An 18943-nucleotide genomic window follows, 5' to 3' on the forward strand; every position below is an offset into this window, starting at 1 on the left:
GAACGCATTCTTTCGGGATGGGTTCGCTTCTTTTAAAAATCGTCTAAAAAGATAGAAAATATAAAGAGGAAGTGGTATGATGGCGGAAACATTGGTTGTCATTGGTTCAGGGGTAATGGGGCGCGGCATCGCTTATGCGGGCGCACTCGGCGGTTTCAAAGTCAGACTGGTAGATGTCCGGCCTGACATCTTGCATCAAGCGGAAAACAGGATTGAATCCGTCATGGAAAAAGGGCTTTCGAGGGGGAAAATCAACGGGGCAGACGCTGAAAGGATAAAGGCAAATATCGAATATACCGTTGATTTGCCGGTTGCAGCCGGTTGTGCAGATGTGATCATCGAGGCAGTGCCGGAAAAAACGGAAATAAAAAAAGAAGTGTTTGAAAAAATGGACAGGTTTGCGCCTGCCGGTTGCATCCTTGCGACCAATACATCAACGATGAGCCCGACTGAAATCGGTTCTTTTACTACCCGTCCCGCATCTGTCATTGCCATGCATTTTTTCAATCCGGTGCATAAAATGCCGCTTGTCGAGATCATCAGGGGGCTTGAAACAAGCGATGAAACGGTTCAACGGGCTGAAAAAATGGGGAAAGAAACGGTGATCGTGAATGAATTTCCCGGCTTTGTTACAAGCAGAATCAGCTGTTTAGTTGGAAACGAAGCATTCTACATGCTGCAGGAAGGGGTAGGGACACCAGAAGAAATCGATAAAGCCGTCAAGCTCGGCTTGAATTTTCCGATGGGGCCGTTTGAACTGGCGGATTTGGTCGGTTTGGATGCAAGGCTAAACAATTTGCGCTACTTGCATGAAAAGCTTGGCGAAAAGTACCGGCCGGCGCCTTTACTGGAAAAGTACGTGAAAGCGGGCAGGCTTGGGCGGAAAACAGGCAAGGGCGTATATGATTACACAACGGTTGAAGGAGAATGAAGATGAGAGACGTCGTCATCGTTGATGCGGTCAGAACACCGATGGGGCGATATAAAGGAGCGTTAAAATCAGTAAGGCCGGACGATCTGGCGGCAACCGCCATCAAGGCGTTGCTCGGCCGCCATCCCGAAGTTCCCTGGAACGAAATCGAAGAGGTCATTCTCGGAAATGCGAACGGCGCGGGCGAAGAAAACCGGAATGTCGCAAGAATGGCTGCACTGCTCGCCGGGCTTCCGGTCGAAACCGCCGGCACAACCGTTAACCGCTTATGCGGATCGGGCCTCGATGCTGTCAATATCGCAGTCAAAGCGATCATGGTTGGTGACGGGGATATTTATATTGCCGGCGGAACGGAGAGCATGACAAGGGCGCCGTTTGTCATGGCAAAGCCGGAAAACGGCTACCCGAGGGGCAATTTGGAAATGTTTGATACAACGATCGGATGGAGATTTGTCAATGAAAAATTAAAGAAAATGTACGGGACAGACAGCATGCCGGAAACGGCGGAAAATGTCGCAAAGCAATTTCATATCAGCCGGAAAGCGCAGGATGCCTTTGCTTTTACGAGGCAAATGAGGGCGAAAGCGGCCATGGAAGCAAATCGCTTCCAAGATGAAATCGTGCCTGTCGTGTATACGAATCAAAAGGGGGAATCCGTGTCTGTCACCCAGGATGAACATCCCCGCCCCGATACTACGCCGGAAAAACTGGCAAGGCTAAAACCGCTTTTTACAGGAGGCACGGTGACGGCCGGAAATTCATCGGGCATCAATGACGGGGCGTCTGTCGTGCTATTGATGAGCGCTGAAAAAGCCGGCCAATTGGGCATCAAACCGATGGCCCGGTTTGTCGCCAGCGCAACGGCAGGATTGGAACCAAGGGTCATGGGGCTGGGACCGGTGTACGCAACGAGAAAAGCATTAAAGCGCGCCGGATTCAATATTTCGGATATTGATCTTGTCGAGTTAAACGAAGCCTTTGCTTCTCAGTCTATTGCATGCATCCGGCAGCTGGAACTGGACAGTGAGATTGTCAATGTAAACGGAGGGGCGATTGCTTTCGGACATCCATTGGGAGCAAGCGGCGCGAGAATTTTAACAACGCTCGTCCACGAGATGCAAAAGCGAAAGGCAAAACGGGGGCTCGCTACGATGTGCATCGGGGTGGGCCAGGGGATTGCAACCGTTATCGAAAAAATTTAAAATGGGGGAAAGAGATCTTTGGCAGAGACAAGGAGTTTATAAATGGAAAAAACGTTAAATACGCGTTCGATGATTTTTACGCTTTATGGCGATTACATCCGCCATTACGGAAGCGAAATTTGGATTGGCAGTTTAATCAAATTGCTGGAAGCGTTCGGCCACCATGAACAATCTGTCCGTGCTGCCATTTCCCGCATGAGCAAACAAGGCTGGGTGGAAAGCCGCAAAGAAGGAAACAACAGTTACTATTCTTTGACTGAACGCGGTGTAAAACGGATGAATGAGGCTGCCGGGCGGATTTTTAAACTGAACCCGGGCAAATGGGACGGCAAATGGCGGTTTTTTCTGTATACGATACCCGAAAAAAAGCGGAACATCAGGGATGAACTGAGAAAAGAACTGATGTGGAGCGGCTTCGGCCTCCTGTTAAACAGTGTCTGGCTTACGCCGAATGATTTGCTGGATGAAATGAAAGGGATTATCGACAAGTACGGGATCAATGAATATGTCAAAATCTTCACTGCCGAAAATGTATGGGGCAAATCCGATAAAGAACTTGTACAGGAATTATGGGATATTGATTATATGAACGACCGGTATGAAGATTTTATGGCCCATTACCGGGAAAAATATGAAAGCGTCAAAGAAAAGATGAAAAGAGGGGAAATGACGAATCAGGACTGCTTTGTCGAACGGACGATGCTTGTCCATAATTACCGGAAACTATTGTTTGTGGATCCCGGTTTGCCGGAAGAACTGCTGCCGGAAAAATGGAAAGGGGAGGAAGCAGCCGCGCTTTTCCGGGACTATTACCGAATCCTTGCCAAACCGGCAAATGATTTTTTTGAAGATATTTTTTCTGAAGGATACGACACTTTTCAGAAAAGCAAGCATTATGATGTGTTTGAGCATCCGCTTATAACTGAAAAAGCATGACGAGATCCGAGCGCAGAAAGGAGCGATCAAGTGGCAAATCCGGTAACTGAAATGTTGGGCATCAAATTTCCGGTTTTTCAAGGCGGGATGGGAAATATCAGTGATCCTGCCCTTGCTGCAAGTGTTTCCAACGCCGGCGGGCTGGGAACGATTGGCGCCGGGACGCTGCCCGTAGCGGAAATCGAAAAAAGAATGGATAAAATGCGCAGCCTGGCCGCTTCCCCCTGCTGCGTCAATATTGCCATTTCGGTTCATCCAAACGCGGACGAAGTCATCCGGTTAGCCATTGAAAAAAAGATTCCAGTTGTTTCCCTATCTGCCGGCAACCCTTCGAAATATATCCCGGTTTTGCATCAAAACGGCATAAAAGTGATTTGTGTCTCCTCCACTGTCCGCCAGGCGAAAAAAGCGGAAATAGCGGGGGCTGATATCCTTGTATGCGAAGGATACGAAGCAGCAGGAATCAATGCTGCCAATGAAAGCACGACAATGGTGCTCGTTCCGCAGATTGTAAAAGCGGTCAACATTCCGGTTGTCGCAGCGGGAGGGATTGCGGACGGCAAAGGTTTGGCGGCGGCACTTTCGCTCGGGGCATACGGCGTGCAAATGGGGACGAGATTCATCGCAACAAAAGAAGCGCAGTTTCACCCTGTATATAAGAAGGCTGTAATGGAAGCAACAGATGAAGCGACGATGATCATCGGCAGACGATACCAAATGATGCGCAGAGTGTTCAAAAATGCGTACGCAGACTATCTCCGCGAACTGGAAGAAAGCGGCGCGGATCCGGACCGCTTTAAAGCGCTGACAAGCGAAGCCCATCATGAAAGGGGAGCGCTTCAAGGCGATATGGAGCACGGTTTTATAAACGGGGGCCAAATTTCCGGCCTTATTGAGGACTGCCCGTCTGTTGCCCAATTATTAGAAAAAATGGTAAAGGAAGCGCAGGCTGTGCTAACCAGGAGCATGGCACGGTTATAGTCCCGTATGAACGCTTTGTTCTAATTCCTCTCCTTGTGCGCTAAAATAATAAAAAAGCATTTTTCATCTTTCGCTTAAGCAGGGCATCCTGCCAACATTCCGTATCTTTTCTGACCAACAAACCGAAACGCCCGATGCGAATCCAAGGGTGGGTTTCCATGGAAATTGATGCGGTTTTTTCCGGTGGAGGCATAAAAGGCCTTGCGCTCATCGGGGCATTGGAAGTATTGGAAAAAAGGGGATTTACGTTTAAACGGCTGGCCGGCACAAGCGTCGGTTCCGTTTTTGCAGGGCTGTTGGCTGCAGGCTATACAAGCGGCGAAATGAAGCAAATGCTTGCGGAAACAGACGCGGCCGCGTTCCTTGACGAGCGGAAAACGCTGCTGCCGGTGCCGTTTGCGAAATGGCTGCTGCTGTATTGGCGGCTCGGGCTGTACAGGGGCGCCGCGTTTGAGGAATGGATCGGGGAAAAACTCGCCTCTAAAGGGGTGTACACGTTCAAAGATGTTCCAAAAGGCTCCCTTTATTTCACGGCATCCGATCTTACCCATAACCGGCTTGTTGTATTGCCTGATGACCTGGAGCGTTACGGGGTGCCATGGCAAACCTTTCCGGTAGCAAAGGCCATCCGGATGAGCGCGAGCATCCCGTATTTTTTCGAACCGGTACGGCTGCGCTCGCTGGAAGGCACGAGCCTTATTGCAGACGGTGGCGTTTTAAGCAATTTTCCGATGTGGCTGTTTGTCAAACCGGAAGAAAAAAAGGCGCGGCCGGTGCTTGGCATTACGCTAAGCTCGAAACAATCGGAAGAGCCAAATGCGGAGATAAAAAATGCGATCCAGCTGTTCGATGCCTTGTTCAAGACGATGAAAGACGCCCATGATGCCCGCTATATTTCAAGAAAACTGGAAAAGGACATTATTTTTATCGCTGCAGATGGCGTACCTGCCACAGATTTTCAGCTTTCCGCCGAACAAAAAGCAGCCTTAATCGAGGCGGGCCGGAAAAAAACAGAAACGTTTCTGAAAACGTGGTCCTATTAATTAAAAAAGAATCGAGCTTAGTAGACAGCTCGATTTTTCTTTTTGCCCTTTTTGCCTTCAATCACGGTTAACTGGACATTGGATTTTTTGCGCAGCGGCCGTTTTGAAAATTTAACCGTGTGGACAGTATGGACCTTCATATTCCGTTTTTTCATTCTTTTTCTGGATTTGCGGGCGGCTTTTAAAAATGCTTTTTGCTCCTGGTTGGAAACATTCGTGCTTCTCTTGAGCAAGAAACGCATGCCAGCCAAAAGCACTGCCGCAAAAATGAAGGCTATCAAAACCCTTTTTAAGAATACAACCGGCTCATGAAACAAAGAGGAACCCAGGCCAAGCAGGGCCAAAAGAAAAATGCCGGCGATGATCCATTGACGCGTCTTCAACAAAAGCCACCTCCTCATGTTTTCCTAACCATTTTTTCCATCATTCTATCAGTTTATACGGTTCCGGCCGTTTTTATTTTGAGGTTGGTTCCCCGTCGCACAAACAAGCTTGTGATAGTAAATGTATTCCCATGCACTGGAAACTTCAAACGCCGTTTTTAACGGGCGGCAGAAGCTGGATCACCCGATTCCAGTTCAAGCAGCGCCTGAAAGGAGGAAATCGCAACTTCAATTTGCTTGTCATCCGGCTCTTTTGTCGTTAACAGCTGCAGCCACAGGCCCGGATAGCCAAGATATTTCAAAACCGGAATATGGCGGACTTTATTGGTCAGCTGAAGGACTTCAAACGACGTGCCGAGCACAACTGGAATCAGCAAAATCCGGTCGGTGAGGCGAAGCCAGAGCGGATCTGTCGGGACAAGCGTATAAATCAGGACGCTCACAATCACGGTAAACAGAATAAAACTGCTGCCGCACCGGTAATGCAGCCTCGATTGTGAGCGGACGTTTTCAACGGTCAGGGCAAGCCCGTTTTCAAACGTATTGATGACTTTATGTTCAGCCCCGTGGTATTGGAATACCCGCTTGATAAACGGCGTTAAAGAAATCAAATAAATATACGAAAGCACGAGCAGCAGCTTAAACGCGCCTTCAATGAGAATTTGCGCGGTATCCCCGGGAAAAAACGGCCTTGTCAGTTCTGCCAGAAAAACGGGAATCAGCGTCATGAAAAATTTGGCAAACAAAAAGGACAAGACGCCGGCAGCAGCCACGCCGAGCACCACCGTTGTTTTTGCCGGGGCTGCTTCCTTCCGTTTTTCGTCTTCTTCCGGGTCAACATCATACCGCTCGCTTGCAAAATTCAAATGCTTTGCCCCGTTTGCGGATGATTCAATGATGGCAATGATCCCGCGCAAAAACGGGATTTTTTTTAATTTTTGAATGGACGGGCGCGTCTTTTTCGGCAGATAAAAGAAGTCGATCCGGTTGTTTTTGCGGCGGATGGCAGTGACCGAATGCCGCTTTCCGCCGAACATGACCCCTTCCACGACTGCCTGGCCGCCATAAGCTGGTTTTGTCAATTTCTTCTCCCCCAAACCTAAACTTCGAATGTTTCTTTCCCGTTTAAAACGGAATGGATTTCCGAAACGTTACTTACGCTTATTTTACTAAATCATTTTAAATACGACTAGGGGAAAGACTTATGGGAAAGATAAGAAAGAAAAGATGCGCGCCGTCACATGTGAAGGGGTGGAAAATATGGAAAATAACAGTAAAGCATTGAAAAACCAGGAGCATTCCATGACCTTTTTTCAAATGGTGCTTATGACCGGATTTGCGGGCGGGATCATTTGGAGCCTGGTTGCCTATTTATGCTTTTCTTTTCATTTTACGGCGATTGAACCGAATGTCCTGCTTGAACCATTTACGGTCGGATCCTGGCGCAAAATGTGGATCGGAAAAACCATTTCCATATTGGTATACGGATTGTTTTCTACCGGCTGTGCCCTTGTCTATTATCTTTTCTTTAAAAAATTGAAATCGATGTGGGTGGGCGCGATCTACGGGCTTTGCCTGTGCGCGGTCGTCCTGATTGTGCTGAATCCGATTTTTCCCGGCATGAAGCCTTTTTTAAAACTCGATGCCAATACGATTATCACTTGCTGTTGCATTTACATTCTCTACGGTGTGTTTATCGGTTACTCGATTTCGTTTGAGTATGAAAGAAGCCGGGTTTTTAAGAGAAAACTGGAGAGGCAGTCGAACCCGCTCCCGTAAATCGATCCGGGCGGGAAGAAGCGCGAGACCCGGATTCAGGGAGATGCATGCGACCGGAAAGTTAAAAAATAGAAATTTTCTTCAATTTGTGGTAAAATGGGCACGTTAAATATGGGAAAAAGGTGCTTGAAATGAAAAAATACCTCGTATTAAACGGCCCAAATCTGAATTTGCTCGGGCAAAGGGAACCCGGCATTTACGGGAAAGATTCGCTAAAAACCTTGATGGCGCACATGGAAGCGGCGGCCCGAAAGTACGGCGTTGCCATCGGTTTTTTCCAATCCAACCATGAAGGCGCCCTGATTGACAAGCTCCATGCTGCCGGGGATGAAGGCTTTGCCGGGATTATTTTCAATCCAGGCGCGTTCACGCATTACAGCTATGCTTTGCGGGACGCGATCAGTGCCATCCGTCTACCGGTGATTGAAGTACATATTTCGAATATCCATGCTCGCGAGGAATTCCGCCACCATTCTGTAACGGCGGCTGTTGCGCGCGGGCAAATTGCGGGCCTTGGGCTGTACGGCTATGAGCTTGCCCTCATGGCTTTGCTTGAGGCAGAAAAGGGAGAGGAAGAAAGATGTTAAAACTGGAGAAATTAAGAGAAACATTTCCGCAGGCCGCTATTGACGGCTTGCTCATTACAAGTCCGTATAACCGCCGCTATATGTCCAATTTTACGGGAACGACCGGGATTGTCCTTATATCCGGGGAAGCGGCAAAATTTATTACGGATTTCCGTTATGTCGAGCAGGCATCAAAAGAGTGCGAAGGCTACGAGATCGTCCAGCATCAGGGACCGGTGGAACAGGAAGTGGCCAAACAGGTAGAAGCAATGGGAATCAAACGGCTTGGGTTTGAGCAGGACCATATGAGCTATGCGCTTTTTAAAACGTATGAAGGGCTACTCGATGCAGAACTGGTCCCGGTTTCCGGACTTGTTGAAAATTTGCGCTTGATCAAAACAGATGCGGAAATTAAGATATTAAAAGAAGCTGCGGATATTGCAGATGCTGCTTTTAAACATATCCTTGACTTCTTAAAACCGGGCGTCACGGAATTGGAAGTTTCCAATGAACTCGAATTTTTCATGAGGAAATGCGGCGCGACCGCTTCTTCATTTGATACCATCGTCGCATCCGGCCTCCGCTCTGCCATGCCGCACGGGGTGGCGACGGACAAAGTGATCGAAAAAGGCGATTTGGTCACGATGGATTACGGTGCGCTCTATAAAGGCTATTGTTCGGATATAACAAGGACGGTTGCCGTCGGGGAGCCTTCCGAGCAATTGAAGGAAATTTACAATATTGTGCTGGAATCGCAGCTGCTTGCCGTCGAAAACATTAAACCGGGCATGTCCGGTGTTGAAGCAGACGCCATTTCCCGCGATTATATTGCCCAGAAAGGTTATGGTGAAGCGTTCGGCCACTCCCTCGGGCACGGGATCGGCCTTGAAATCCACGAAGGCCCGAATCTTTCCATGCGCTCGGCTTATACTTTGGAACCGGGCATGGTTGTCACCATCGAACCGGGTATTTATGTGCCGGGTGTCGGCGGCGTCCGGATTGAAGACGATACGGTGATGACCGAAAATTCGAATGAATTGCTGACGCATTCCGCAAAAGAACTGATTATATTATAATAGTTACAGCCCTTAACAGGGGATCGAATGAACATGTAGGAGGAAAAATATGATTTCAGTAAACGATTTTCGCACCGGCTTAACGATTGAAGTGGACAACGGCATCTGGCGCGTCCTCGATTTCCAGCATGTTAAACCGGGAAAGGGCGCCGCTTTTGTGCGCTCGAAGCTTCGCAATTTGCGTACCGGCGCCATCCAGGAAAAAACGTTCCGTGCCGGCGAAAAAGTCGAAAGGGCACAGATCGACAACCGGAGAATGCAGTATTTATATGCAAACGGCGACCAGCACGTATTTATGGATACGGAAACGTATGAACAAATCGAGCTGAGCAGCGCCCAAATTAAAGACGAGCTGCAATACTTGCTGGAAAACATGGAAGTGCAAATGATCATGTACCAAGGAGAAACGCTCGGCATTGAACTCCCGAATACGGTCACGCTGACAGTTACCCATACGGAACCGGGGGTAAAGGGCGATACGGCAACAGGCGGGTCCAAACCGGCCACGCTTGAAACCGGCCTGACGGTACAAGTGCCTTTCTTTGTAAATGAAGGCGATAAATTGATCATCAATACAACGGACGGTTCATACGTGTCCCGTGCCTGATTGCTTTGAAAAAAGCTTGGCGTCCCAAACGGCGTCAAGCTTTTTTGCTTTTCCGGCAAGATAGGAAAAAAATAAGTTTACATAATCATATTATAAACAACTTAAACTTTCAGAGCCTGCCACTGCTTCCTTGTCATAGTTTTCAAACCCGGCGAATAGATTGTACTATCCATGAACCAAACTGTATGTTTTGAAAGCAGGGATGAAGAATGGAAGATTTGCTGGGCATTTTGCCGAAATCCTTATCCAACCAGCTGGAAAAGTTGGGGGATATACTCGAAGATGTGGAAGAAATCCGCATCCGCGTAAACCGCCCGCTTGAAATTACTTCAAAAGGAATCCCGTATTTTTTGCGCTACATGCCAACGGAGAGCGATGCCGAGCAGCTGATCAGCCGGCTTGCGAATTTCTCCTTTTACGCCCTTGAAGAAGAGCTGAAAAAGGGATATGTCACGATCAGCGGCGGGCACCGTGTCGGATTCGCGGGGAAAGTCATTCTTGAAAATGGACAAGTAAAGGCGATCCGCTATTTTTCATCTTTTAATATCCGGATTGCCCGGGAAAAAATCGGGACTGCAGATCCTTATCTTTCTGCCCTTCACAACGGGCACTGGTTGTCCGCGATGATCATCGGGGCGCCCCAGACCGGGAAAACGACATTTTTAAGGGATATCGCACGGCTGATTTCAACCGGCATCCCGGAACGCGGCATTTCGCCCGCCAAAGTGGGAATTGTCGACGAACGGTCTGAAATTGCCGGCTGCGTCCACGGCATCCCGCAACTCCATTTCGGGCCAAGGGTCGATGTGCTGGATGCCTGCCCGAAAGCGGAAGGGATGATGATGCTGATCCGGTCGATGAGCCCGGATGTCATCATCGTGGATGAGATCGGCCGCGAAGAAGATGCGGCGGCAATTATGGAGGCGGTAAATGCGGGCATTTCGCTCGTCATGACAACGCACGGGGAAAACTTCCGGGATATAAATAAGCGCCCGATTTTAAAGAAAATCCTCGAATCGTATGCGTTTGACCGTTTTCTCGAACTGTCGCGGGGGAGCCGGCCGGGAAGGGTAACAGCAGTCCGGGATGCGGAAGGGAACATCATTCGTACCGGTGAAGGTGTTTCCCGTGCTTAAACTTTTTGGAGCAGCACTGATTGTGTTCGCCACCAGTTTCATCGGCTTTGAGGCAGCGAAACGGTTAAGCGAACGCCCCCGCCAGCTAAGAATTTTTCAAAGCGCGCTTCAAGCACTGGAGGTGGAAATCATGTACGGGCATACCCCGCTGCATGAAGCGGCAAGAAAACTGTCAGACCAGCTTCCGGATCCGGCTGCCGCCTTCTTCCGTTCCTTTGCCGGCCAGTTGACAACATTGGAAACAACGGTAAAAGAAGCATGGGAAAAAAGCCTTGACGGGATTTGGGAACTGACGGCCCTGAAAGAAAATGAGTATGAAGTATTGCGGCAACTCGGGGAAAACCTGGGCAAACATGACCGCTATACCGAGCAAAAGCAGCTGCTCCTGGCCCTTTCGCATTTGGAACGGGAAGAAAAAGAAGCGCACGAAAGGCAGCTCCGCTATGAAAAAATGGCAAAAAGCCTTGGCGTCCTCACGGGTTTACTGATCGCTATTTTACTGATCTGAGAGATGCACGGATCATATTGGGGGAAAAGCAATGGGCATTGATGTGGATATCATTTTTAAAATTGCCGGGGTCGGGATTGTCGTCGCATTTCTCCACACGATTCTTGACCAGGTTGGCAAAAAAGAATATGCGCAATGGGTTACGCTTCTCGGTTTTCTTTACATTTTGTTTTTAGTGGCATCCATCGTAGGGGATTTGTTTTCCAAAATCAAAACGGTCTTTCTTTTTCAGTAAGCCGGGAAAAAAGGGGGGATTTCCCATTGAAATTTTGCAAATTGCGGGTGTGGCGCTCATCACGACTTTCCTTGCGCTCATATTAAAAGAGCAGAAACCGAATTTTGCCTTTTTGCTGACGCTTTTTGCCGGCTGTTTTATCTTTCTATTTCTGGTGGACAAGATATATGAGATCATCCGCCTGCTGCAAAAAATTGCCCAAAAAGGGAATGTCGACACGATGTATATCGAAACGATCCTGAAAATTATCGGCGTCGCTTATATCGCCGATTTTGCATCCAATATTACAAAAGATGCCGGGCAGGGGGCACTTGCGGCAAAGGTGGAGCTGGCCGGCAAAATCATAATTTTAACAATGGCCATCCCCATTCTTACCGTGCTGATTGAAACGATTGTCAATCTCGTTCCGCGTGCAGGGAGTTGAGAATATGGGGCGCAAAAAAATGTGCATCGCGCTTTTCATTCTGTTTGCCTTCTGTTTCTTCGCACAGCCGGCATCCGCCGCTTCGGAAAATACGGACAAACAGGAGAACATTCCGGAAAAAATGGTCGATGAACAACTGAATCAATTGGACTTATCAGAACTGAAAAACTACTGGGATGAAATTGTCAGCAAATACGGCGGATACTTGCCGGAAAGCCAGAAAGGGAGCCTTATGGATTTTATGAAAGGCGAAAAGCATTTTTCTTTGCAAGCCTGGCTGAAAGGGCTGCTTTCGTATATTTTTCAGGAGCTGCTGATCAATGCAAAACTATTAGGCTCCCTCATCATTCTTACGATTCTGAGCATCCTGCTGGAAAACCTGCATCATTCGTTCCAGCAAGGGACGATCAGCAAAATTGCGTATGCGGTTGTTTTCATGGTGCTCGTCATTATTGCCCTGAACAGTTTTCATGTCGCCCTTCAATATGCGCTTGAGGCGATCCGGACAATGAAAGGTTTTATCCTGGCGCTGATGCCGCTCTTGCTGGCGCTGCTTTCCACATCGGGCGGCGCCGGATCGGCAGCCTTTTTTCACCCGGTCATTATTTTTCTCTCCGGCACAAGCGGCATGCTGGTCGAGATCATCGTGCTGCCGCTTCTGCTGCTTTCAACGCTCTTAGGCGTCGTCAGCACCCTCTCGGAACAGCACAAAGCAACACAGCTGGCCGGTCTGTTGCGCAATCTCGGGATCGGCATACTCGGCGCTTTTATGGCTGTGTTTTTAGGCGTCTTGTCCGTTCAGGGGACGGCAACGGCGGTGATGGATGGGCTTGCGGTCAGGACCGCAAAATTTGTGACCGGCAATTTTGTCCCGGTTGTCGGGCGGATGCTGACGGATGCCGCCGATACGGTGATCAGCGCTTCCGTCCTTTTGAAAAATACGCTCGGCATTGCAGGTGTCGCCATTGTGCTGCTCATTGCGGCGTTTCCGGCTATCAAAATTTTCGCCATGTCGTTCATGTTCAAGCTCGCTTCCGCCCTTTTGCAGCCGCTCGGCGGGGGGCCGGTCATCAGCTGTCTTGATATCATCAGCAAAAACATGCTGTACGTATTTGCCGCCCTCGCGATTGTGACCATCATGTTTTTTCTCAGCATTACGATCATCGTTACGGCGGGCAATCTTACGATGATGATGCGTTAAGGGGGGAGACCTGTGGACGTTTTGACAAAATGGGTGCTGAATATCATCATTTTTATCCTTTTGGCGACCATAACGGACATGCTTCTGCCTGACTCCGGGATGCGGAAATATACAAAGCTTGTGACCGGGCTTTTGCTCATTGCCATCATCGTCACACCCGTATTCCGGCTCTTTTCCACAGATCCTGCCATATGGATAGAAAAATTCGGGGATTCCAGTACTTCAAGCCCGTCTGCGGAAGAAAATGCGCTTGAAACGAAGAAAAAAGAAATAAATGACATGCAGCAGGAATATACATTACAACAAATGGCTGTCCAACTGAAGCAGGATGTGGAAGGGGAGGTAGAGGAAGCGTTTGGAAAATCGATTTCAAAAATCACGGTCGAGTGGAAAGACGGGGCCAAAAGCGGGGATCTTACCGCTTTAAAAGCGTCAAACGTAAAAAAAATCCACGTCTATCTGGAAGCGCAAAACGAAAAAGAGACTGTTGCTGCCATTAAACCGGTTGAAATCGGGACGGATAAACAAACAGAAAAACAAAGCACACGGGAGCAGCAATCGATCATTGCCATGTTGTCAAATCGCTGGAAAATCAATAAAGAAAAAATTGATCTCCGTTTCGAAGGGGGGCTTGAAAACGAAAATGGATCGTAACCAGGGACCGTTCAAAAAACTGAAAGAAAAATGGCTGCCATCCGGCCCGCCGGATAAAAAGAAAAAGCTTGTGTTGTTAACCGTACTATTGATCTCCGGTCTCGGGATGATGTTTATCAACGACCTTTTCGGGACTTCAAGCGAAAAAAACGAAGCGCTGACTGCATCTTCACCCGTAAAAACGGCAGGCGGAAAAGGGACAGCCGCATTCGGTGCAGGCACTTCCAAAAAATCAAAATCGATCTCCACGTACGAAAACCAATATGAGAAAGAACTGAAAAGCATTCTGGAACAAATCAAGGGCGTCGGTTCCGTAAACGTCCAAGTGAATGTGGCCACATCAGAAAGCAAAGTGTACGAAAAAAACGCCACCATCCGGAATGAAACGACAACCGAAACAGATAAAAACGGCGGGGAACGGAAAATTGACAGCATTTCAAAAGATGATAAAGTCGTCATCGTCCAAAACGGGGACAAGGAAGTGCCGCTTGTAACGGAAACCAGGAAGCCGGAGATCACAGGGGTGTTAGTCGTTTGCGAGGGTGGCGGCGACGTCTCCATCCAAAAATCGGTAAAAGAAGCTGTTGCAAGCGCCCTTGATATCGCAAGTTACCGTGTTTCCGTCATGCCAAAAAAAGAATGAGGAGGAATGGGTATGCTTTTGAAAAAACAAACGGTCTGGCTGTTGACCATGTTAAGCCTTGTTGTGGTTTTGTCCGTGTACTATGTGACGGCGGAACCAAAAACGACGAATCAGGTTACCCGGCAAGAAAAAGAAAAGGAATCTGCGGCAACGAAGGAAAAGGCTTCCGGTTCGCAAAAAATCAAATTGACAACAAAGTCTGCCAGTGATGAAGTGTTTGAGACGCTCCGCCTTGAGCGGCAGGATGAAATGAGCAAAAAGCAGGAAGAACTGACCAATAAACTCGCATCGACCGACCTGACGCCGGATGAAAAAAGCAAGGCAATGGATGAAATGAAAAAATTAACGGAGACGGCGAATAAAGAACAGGTTTTAGAAAGCCTGATCAAAGCAAAAGGATATGAGGATGCGCTCGTTCAGGCAGACGGCGATGAAGTGGTCGTGACCGTCAAATCGAAAAAGCACGATAAAGCGGCTGCAAATGAAATCGTCAAGCTTGTGAACCAGGAATTGGGCAATACGCCAAAACTGGCCGTGGAATTCCAGACAAATTAAGGAAAGCCAGAATAGGGGGCGGTTACAGCCCTTTTTTCTGTGCGGAAAACAAGGGAGATTGCTTTTTTGCCGGGCTTTTTTTCTATATTTAAAAAATGATTGAAAAATGATTGAAAAATAGATTTGCGCGTGATTTTAAATTTCCGTAAAACGCTTCCTCCTTTTTGCGCCAAGCGGGGAAGGGCATTTTTGCAATGTGCCGGGAATCCGTTTTTTATACAAATGATTGAATTTTCGCCTCCGGTTATCGTATGATATGGATAGTTATTTATTCATAAATTGTTAACAATTTTAGAAGCTGAAAAAACGAAGGAGTGTCATATATGCTGAAAGTAGAGGAAATCCAGGCTTTGATCGAGCTTGTGGACCGTTCAAACCTCGATGAATTTGAATTTGAAAACGACGGGACCGTCATCAAAATGAAGAAAAACACCGGCGTCCAAGTCATTGAACGCCCGGTGCGTGAAGTGGCTCAGGTTTCCGCACCCCCGCAAATGCCTGCGCAGCCCCGCCAGCTTGCAGAAAACCCGCAGCCTGAAGCTCCGGCGCAAGCAGCCGACGAAAATCTGCATAAAATCGTGTCGCCGATGGTTGGCACCTTTTACCAGGCGGGTTCCCCGGAAGAAGAACCGTATGTGCAAATCGGCTCCAAAGTCAGCCCGAATACGGTTGTATGCATGATTGAAGCGATGAAGCTGTTTAACGAAATCGAAGCGGAAGTGGAAGGGGAAATTGTAGATATCCTCGTCAAAGACGGCCAGCTTGTTGAATTCGGCCAGCCATTATTTTTGGTAAAGACAAAGTAAGGAGCGGACTTTCATGATTAAAAAAGTTTTGATTGCAAACCGCGGCGAAATTGCGGTTCGGATTATCCGTGCCTGCCGCGACCTCGGGATTGAAGCCGTGGCCGTTTATTCGGAAGCGGACAAAGATGCACTGCATGTCCAGCTTGCGGATGAAGCGTACTGCATCGGCCCGAAAGCATCGAAAGACAGTTATTTAAATTTTGCCAACATCATCAGCGCAGCAACTTTAACAGGCTGTGACGCGATCCATCCCGGTTACGGATTTCTTGCTGAAAATGCCGATTTTGCCGAGCTTTGCCGAGAATGCAATATTGAGTTTATCGGGCCAAGCCCGGAAGCCATTGCGAAAATGGGCGCAAAAGATGTGGCGCGCGAAACGATGAAAAAAGCGGGCGTGCCGATTGTCCCGGGTTCGGACGGGCTTGTAAAAGACGCAGAAGAAGCAAAAGTCGTCGCAAAAAAAATCGGCTATCCGGTGATTATTAAGGCAACGGCCGGCGGCGGTGGCAAAGGGATCCGCGTAGCTTTGAATGAAGAAGAGCTTGTAAAAGGCATCCACATCACCCAGCAGGAAGCCGCGACTGCTTTCGGCAACCCGGGTGTTTATCTTGAAAAATACATTGAAGACTTCCGCCATGTTGAAATCCAGGTCATGGCTGATAAATTCGGCAATGTGATCCACCTGGGCGAACGGGATTGCACCATCCAGCGGCGGCTGCAAAAACTGCTTGAAGAATCCCCGTCCCCGGCACTATCGAGCGAAATGCGCGAAGAAATGGGGCAGGCTGCCGTGAAAGCGGCAAAAGCGGTTGACTATACGGGGGCCGGCACCATCGAGTTTATTTTTGACCACCGCAACCAGAAGTTTTACTTTATGGAAATGAATACCCGCATCCAGGTGGAACACCCGGTTACAGAAATGGTCACTGGCGTGGATCTTGTCAAAGAACAGATCCTTGTGGCATCCGGGGAACCGTTATCCTTAAAGCAGGATGAAGTCACATGGAACGGCTGGGCAATTGAATGCCGGATCAATGCCGAAAATCCGGAAAAGAATTTTATGCCGTCTGCGGGCAAAATTAACTTTTACCTGCCGCCGGGCGGGATCGGCATCCGCGTGGAATCGGCCGTATATCCGGGTTACAGCATTCCGCCGTATTATGATTCCATGATTGCCAAGCTCATTGCCTACGGAGCGACGCGCGATGAGGCGATTGCTCGCATGAGACGCGCGCTCAGCGAATATGCCGTGGAAGGCGTCCACACGACGATTCCGTTCCATCAGCGCCTCCTCGAACATGAAGTTTTTGTCGAAGGGGATTTCAACACGAAATTCCTTGAAAAATATGATGTAATGAAATAACGTGTAATTATAGGAGGTGTTGAAGATGGCAGAAGACAACCAAATGTTGGAAATGCATCATGATGAAGACGGCTTGGGAAAAGTGGAAATTGCTCCTGAAGTGATTGAAGTGATTGCGGGCATTGCCGCTTCCGAAGTCGAAGGGGTTGCCCAAATGCGTGGCAATTTCGCAAGCGGCGTCGTGGAGCGCCTTGGCAGGAAAAACCACGGGAAAGGCGTAAAAGTGGAACTGAGTGATGATGGCATTAAAGTCGATGTCTATTGCACCATGAATTTTGGCGTTTCCATTCCGGCAGTTGCCCAGGAAGTCCAGGATAATATCCGCCAGGCTTTGCTCAATATGACTGCCCTGGAAGCGTCGGAAGTGAATATTCATATTGTCGGCATTCAATTTGATACGCAGAAAGCGGAGCCTGAATTTCAGGCGGAAGAGTAAGAGAAAAAGGGTCCGGGCAAAGCGTCCTGGCCTTTTTTTGGTCCCACCTTTCTGTTACAATAAAAGCATGCGAATTTGAGCTTTTTAAAGGAGTTACTGCCGAATGATGAAAAGAAGAACCGCCCGCGAAAAAGCGCTTCAGGCTTTATTCCAGATGGATATGAATGAAGCGAGCCCGGAAGATGCGATCCGGAATGCGCTGGACGGGCAGGAAAGTGATGATTATCTTGAGAAATTGGTAAACGGAACGGCAACACATCTCGCGGAAATCGACGCCATGATCAGCCAGCATCTTGAAAATTGGACGCTTGACAGGCTTGCAAAAGTGGAACTCAATATTTTGCGCCTTGCCGCTTACGAACTGATGTACGCAGAGGATGTGCCCGCCAATGTGGCGATCAACGAAGCACTCGAGATTGCCAAACGGTTTGCAGATGAAAAATCTGCCAAATTTATTAATGGCGTTTTGAATCAAATGAAAGACTCGATTGAATCTAAATAACGGGGGATGGATAATGGGAGCGGAAATCATTGACGGAAAACAACTGGCCGAAGCACTCAGAAAAGAGATAAAGGCGGAAGCGGAGCAGTTAACGCAACAGGGGATTATCCCGGGGCTTGCTGTCATATTAGTCGGAAACGATCCGGCTTCACGTACATACGTCAAAAACAAAGAAAAAGCGTGCCGCGCGCTCGGAATGAAATCCGTTTTAATCGAGCTTCCCGAAGACGTGTCGGAACAGGCACTGCTCGGACATATCGCAACCTTAAATGAAGATCCTGACATTCACGGGATTCTCGTCCAGCTTCCTTTGCCGCCGCATATCAATGCGCAAAAAATCGTGGAAGCGATCAGCCCGGAGAAAGATGTGGACGGTTTCCATCCGATAAATATCGGGAGGATGATGACGGGCCAGGATACCTTTTTACCCTGCACCCCCCACGGAATTTTAAAAATGGTGAAGTCAAAGGGCATCCGGATCGAAGGGAAGCATGTTGTCGTAATCGGCCGCAGCAATATTGTCGGCAAACCATGCGGCCAGCTGTTCCTCAATGAAAATGCGACCGTCACATACTGCCATTCGAAAACGGCCGATTTAAAATCTTTCACCCGCCAGGCGGATATTTTGGTCAGTGCTGTCGGCAAAGCAAAATTCATCAAAGCGGATTTTGTCAAAGCGGGTGCTGCCGTCATTGATGTCGGGATGAACCGTGACGCGTCCGGGAAGCTGTGCGGGGATGTTGACTTTGATGAAGTAAAGGAGAAAGCTTCCTATATTACCCCTGTCCCGGGCGGCGTAGGGCCAATGACGATTACCATGCTGCTTTCCAATACAGTAAAAGCCGCAAAACGCTTGTACCGTTAAACAGGCTGCCCTGCCGTCACGGCATTTTTCCGGAAAACCGCTTATCGTCCGGAAGTGTGCCGGGAGACATTTGTGCTGGGAGCGGGCGGCATTAAAAGAAAGCTGACTTCC

General features: G+C 48.5%; 24 protein-coding genes. 22 read left to right on the top strand and 2 right to left on the bottom strand.

From position 1 onward, the window contains the following. Positions 1 to 79: 79 nt before the first annotated feature. From BCOA_RS31810 to BCOA_RS31830, 5 genes are all read left to right on the top strand, one after another. Positions 80 to 931 carry a 3-hydroxyacyl-CoA dehydrogenase gene (locus BCOA_RS31810; protein ID WP_014098042.1) on the top strand — a complete coding sequence of 284 codons (852 nt, stop codon included), beginning with the start codon at positions 80 to 82 and terminating at the stop codon, positions 929 to 931. 2 nt (positions 932 to 933) lie between these two features. Further along, positions 934 to 2133 carry an acetyl-CoA C-acyltransferase gene (locus BCOA_RS31815; protein WP_014098043.1) on the top strand — a complete coding sequence of 400 codons (1200 nt, stop codon included), beginning with the start codon at positions 934 to 936 and terminating at the stop codon, positions 2131 to 2133. 42 nt (positions 2134 to 2175) lie between these two features. Continuing rightward, entirely contained in the window at positions 2176 to 3069 is an 894-nt protein-coding gene (gene paaX, locus BCOA_RS31820) for a phenylacetic acid degradation operon negative regulatory protein PaaX (RefSeq protein ID WP_014098044.1), read from the top strand. Between the two features lie 30 nt (positions 3070 to 3099). Continuing rightward, positions 3100 to 4050: an NAD(P)H-dependent flavin oxidoreductase gene (locus BCOA_RS31825; RefSeq protein ID WP_014098045.1), complete on the top strand. Its 951-nt coding sequence runs from the start codon at positions 3100 to 3102 to the stop codon at positions 4048 to 4050. A 158-nt stretch (positions 4051 to 4208) separates the two neighbouring features. After that, the gene (locus tag BCOA_RS31830) at positions 4209 to 5093 is read left to right on the top strand and encodes a patatin-like phospholipase family protein (RefSeq protein ID WP_014098046.1); all 885 of its coding nucleotides are present in this window, start codon (positions 4209 to 4211) and stop codon (positions 5091 to 5093) included. Positions 5094 to 5110: 17 nt separating this feature from the next. On the opposite strand, the gene BCOA_RS31835 is transcribed toward BCOA_RS31830, so the two are convergent. Together BCOA_RS31835 and BCOA_RS31840 are read right to left on the bottom strand one after the other, a co-directional pair. Beyond that, entirely contained in the window at positions 5111 to 5476 is a 366-nt protein-coding gene (locus BCOA_RS31835) for an SA1362 family protein (protein ID WP_014098047.1), read from the bottom strand. Between the two features lie 158 nt (positions 5477 to 5634). Further along, on the bottom strand, positions 5635 to 6558 hold the full coding sequence (locus BCOA_RS31840) for a DUF1385 domain-containing protein (protein ID WP_014098048.1): 924 nt from the start codon (positions 6556 to 6558) through the stop codon (positions 5635 to 5637). A gap of 178 nt (positions 6559 to 6736) precedes the next feature. On the opposite strand from BCOA_RS31840, the gene BCOA_RS31845 reads away from it, so the two are divergent. The 17 genes from BCOA_RS31845 (at position 6737) to folD (ending at position 18832) form a co-directional block, all read left to right on the top strand. Beyond that, a complete protein-coding gene (locus tag BCOA_RS31845) occupies positions 6737 to 7255 on the top strand; it encodes a YqhR family membrane protein (protein WP_230090457.1) in 519 nt (172 codons plus the stop codon). A gap of 131 nt (positions 7256 to 7386) precedes the next feature. Continuing rightward, on the top strand, positions 7387 to 7842 hold the full coding sequence (aroQ, locus tag BCOA_RS31850; RefSeq protein ID WP_014098050.1) for a type II 3-dehydroquinate dehydratase: 456 nt from the start codon (positions 7387 to 7389) through the stop codon (positions 7840 to 7842). After that, on the top strand, positions 7836 to 8897 hold the full coding sequence (locus tag BCOA_RS31855) for a M24 family metallopeptidase (RefSeq protein WP_014098051.1): 1062 nt from the start codon (positions 7836 to 7838) through the stop codon (positions 8895 to 8897). The genes aroQ and BCOA_RS31855 overlap by 7 nt, the downstream gene beginning before the upstream one ends. A gap of 49 nt (positions 8898 to 8946) precedes the next feature. Next, positions 8947 to 9504 carry an elongation factor P gene (gene efp / locus BCOA_RS31860; RefSeq protein ID WP_014098052.1) on the top strand — a complete coding sequence of 186 codons (558 nt, stop codon included), beginning with the start codon at positions 8947 to 8949 and terminating at the stop codon, positions 9502 to 9504. Between the two features lie 209 nt (positions 9505 to 9713). Beyond that, positions 9714 to 10640: a stage III sporulation protein AA gene (gene spoIIIAA, locus BCOA_RS31865; protein WP_014098053.1), complete on the top strand. Its 927-nt coding sequence runs from the start codon at positions 9714 to 9716 to the stop codon at positions 10638 to 10640. Then, entirely contained in the window at positions 10633 to 11148 is a 516-nt protein-coding gene (spoIIIAB, locus tag BCOA_RS31870; protein ID WP_014098054.1) for a stage III sporulation protein SpoIIIAB, read from the top strand. The genes spoIIIAA and spoIIIAB overlap by 8 nt, the downstream gene beginning before the upstream one ends. Before the next feature lie 31 nt (positions 11149 to 11179). Continuing rightward, positions 11180 to 11383, top strand: a complete 204-nt coding sequence (gene spoIIIAC, locus BCOA_RS31875) for a stage III sporulation protein AC (RefSeq protein ID WP_013859618.1) — start codon at positions 11180 to 11182, stop codon at positions 11381 to 11383. Between the two features lie 34 nt (positions 11384 to 11417). Beyond that, complete coding sequence (gene spoIIIAD / locus BCOA_RS31880; protein WP_014098055.1) at positions 11418 to 11807, top strand: stage III sporulation protein AD; 390 nt, start codon at positions 11418 to 11420, stop codon at positions 11805 to 11807. Between the two features lie 4 nt (positions 11808 to 11811). After that, positions 11812 to 13008, top strand: coding sequence for a stage III sporulation protein AE (gene spoIIIAE, locus BCOA_RS31885; protein ID WP_014098056.1), 1197 nt, complete (start codon positions 11812 to 11814; stop codon positions 13006 to 13008). Positions 13009 to 13020: 12 nt separating this feature from the next. Then, positions 13021 to 13662, top strand: a complete 642-nt coding sequence (gene spoIIIAF, locus BCOA_RS31890) for a stage III sporulation protein AF (protein ID WP_014098057.1) — start codon at positions 13021 to 13023, stop codon at positions 13660 to 13662. After that, positions 13652 to 14305 carry a stage III sporulation protein AG gene (gene spoIIIAG, locus BCOA_RS31895; protein ID WP_014098058.1) on the top strand — a complete coding sequence of 218 codons (654 nt, stop codon included), beginning with the start codon at positions 13652 to 13654 and terminating at the stop codon, positions 14303 to 14305. The genes spoIIIAF and spoIIIAG overlap by 11 nt, the downstream gene beginning before the upstream one ends. A 12-nt stretch (positions 14306 to 14317) precedes the next feature. Then, the gene (locus tag BCOA_RS31900; protein ID WP_013859613.1) at positions 14318 to 14860 is read left to right on the top strand and encodes a SpoIIIAH-like family protein; all 543 of its coding nucleotides are present in this window, start codon (positions 14318 to 14320) and stop codon (positions 14858 to 14860) included. 323 nt (positions 14861 to 15183) lie between these two features. After that, positions 15184 to 15666, top strand: a complete 483-nt coding sequence (gene accB / locus BCOA_RS31905; RefSeq protein WP_014098059.1) for an acetyl-CoA carboxylase biotin carboxyl carrier protein — start codon at positions 15184 to 15186, stop codon at positions 15664 to 15666. Positions 15667 to 15679: 13 nt separating this feature from the next. After that, positions 15680 to 17029, top strand: a complete 1350-nt coding sequence (accC, locus tag BCOA_RS31910) for an acetyl-CoA carboxylase biotin carboxylase subunit (RefSeq protein WP_014098060.1) — start codon at positions 15680 to 15682, stop codon at positions 17027 to 17029. 25 nt (positions 17030 to 17054) lie between these two features. Then, positions 17055 to 17465, top strand: coding sequence for an Asp23/Gls24 family envelope stress response protein (locus BCOA_RS31915; protein WP_014098061.1), 411 nt, complete (start codon positions 17055 to 17057; stop codon positions 17463 to 17465). Positions 17466 to 17571: 106 nt separating this feature from the next. After that, entirely contained in the window at positions 17572 to 17967 is a 396-nt protein-coding gene (gene nusB / locus BCOA_RS31920; RefSeq protein WP_026104520.1) for a transcription antitermination factor NusB, read from the top strand. Positions 17968 to 17980: 13 nt separating this feature from the next. Then, a complete protein-coding gene (folD, locus tag BCOA_RS31925) occupies positions 17981 to 18832 on the top strand; it encodes a bifunctional methylenetetrahydrofolate dehydrogenase/methenyltetrahydrofolate cyclohydrolase FolD (protein WP_014098063.1) in 852 nt (283 codons plus the stop codon). Positions 18833 to 18943 lie beyond the last annotated feature (111 nt).

Origin of the sequence: Heyndrickxia coagulans 36D1 (assembly GCF_000169195.2) — a bacterium.
GTDB lineage: Bacteria > Bacillota > Bacilli > Bacillales > Bacillaceae_C > Weizmannia > Weizmannia faecalis.